This is a genomic window from Sporosarcina sp. YIM B06819 (genome assembly GCF_033485175.1).
Classification (GTDB): Bacteria; Bacillota; Bacilli; order Bacillales_A; family Planococcaceae; genus Sporosarcina.
Genome location: NZ_JAWLIQ010000064.1, coordinates 1 through 1124, shown reverse-complemented (window position 1 = coordinate 1124; position 1124 = coordinate 1). Strand labels below are relative to the sequence as shown.

General features: G+C 48.2%; 6 tRNA genes and 1 rRNA gene. All 7 read left to right on the top strand.

What is annotated here, in order from left to right:
- The first annotated feature begins 242 nt into the window (after nt 1-242).
- The 7 genes from rrf (at nt 243) to R2B72_RS18490 (ending at nt 1117) form a co-directional block, all read left to right on the top strand.
- Nucleotides 243-358: ribosomal RNA gene (rrf, locus tag R2B72_RS18520) — 5S ribosomal RNA — on the top strand.
- 45 nt (nt 359-403) lie between these two features.
- Nucleotides 404-478: transfer RNA gene (locus R2B72_RS18515), tRNA-Asn, on the top strand.
- Between the two features lie 4 nt (nt 479-482).
- Nucleotides 483-574 (top strand) — tRNA-Ser (locus R2B72_RS18510).
- Between the two features lie 18 nt (nt 575-592).
- Nucleotides 593-667 (top strand) — tRNA-Glu (locus R2B72_RS18505).
- Between the two features lie 162 nt (nt 668-829).
- Nucleotides 830-905: transfer RNA gene (locus tag R2B72_RS18500), tRNA-Val, on the top strand.
- A gap of 58 nt (nt 906-963) precedes the next feature.
- Nucleotides 964-1038 (top strand) — tRNA-Met (locus R2B72_RS18495).
- A gap of 3 nt (nt 1039-1041) precedes the next feature.
- Nucleotides 1042-1117: transfer RNA gene (locus tag R2B72_RS18490), tRNA-Asp, on the top strand.
- The last annotated feature ends 7 nt before the right edge of the window (nt 1118-1124 follow it).

The window sequence follows — 1124 nt, the reverse complement described above, 5'->3', positions numbered from 1 at the left end:
GGTGGAAGCGCGGCGACGTGTGGAGCTGACAGATACTAATCGAACGAGGACTTAACCTTCTAGTAAAAAGGGCAGGTTGGCCCTGATTTGTGAAAAATGGAAGATTATTTTAGCTGAAATACGCTAAAAAATCTTAATGTCTGTTTTATTCAGTTTTGAGCGAACAAAAATAATTATTTTTGAAAAAACGCTTGCAATAACCCGCAAGATTTGATATAATAATAATTGTCTTGTGAAAACAGTCTAGTGATGATGGCGAAGAGGTCACACCCGTTCCCATCCCGAACACGGAAGTTAAGCTCTTCAGCGCCGATGGTAGTTGGGGGTTCCCCCCTGCAAGAGTAGGACATCGCTGGGCTGTTATTCCCAAAGAACATACTTACTGTATGATTCGTATTATTATTCCGCAGTAGCTCAGTGGTAGAGCAATCGGCTGTTAACCGATCGGTCGTAGGTTCGAGTCCTACCTGCGGAGCCATTTAGGAGAGCTGTCCGAGTGGCCGAAGGAGCACGATTGGAAATCGTGTAGGCGGCTAACGCTGTCTCAAGGGTTCAAATCCCTTGCTCTCCGCCAGTTAAGCTTATCTAGTATGGCCCCTTGGTCAAGCGGTTAAGACACCGCCCTTTCACGGCGGTAACACGGGTTCGAATCCCGTAGGGGTCACCATTTTAAATTAATAATATGAAGCAAAGAACACTCCCGGTAAAAGTGGGAGAAGCGAGTAGAACAAGGAAACGATTGAGAGCACGAAGGAGCGTACTTAAGTACGTGACTGAGTAAGCGAATGAAGTTGACGCAGTAATGCGAAGCTTATCGCACTTTTACCCAGGAGGATTAGCTCAGCTGGGAGAGCACCTGCCTTACAAGCAGGGGGTCGGCGGTTCGAGCCCGTCATCCTCCACCATAATACTTATAGTAAGGAAGATTGTTTTAGCGGAAATCACGCTAAAAAATCCTATTGTCGCGGGGTGGAGCAGTGGTAGCTCGTCGGGCTCATAACCCGAAGGTCGCAGGTTCAAATCCTGTCCCCGCAACCAAATGGTCCCGTGGTGTAGCGGTTAACATGCCTGCCTGTCACGCAGGAGATCGCCGGTTCGATCCCGGTCGGGACCGCCATTTTTTT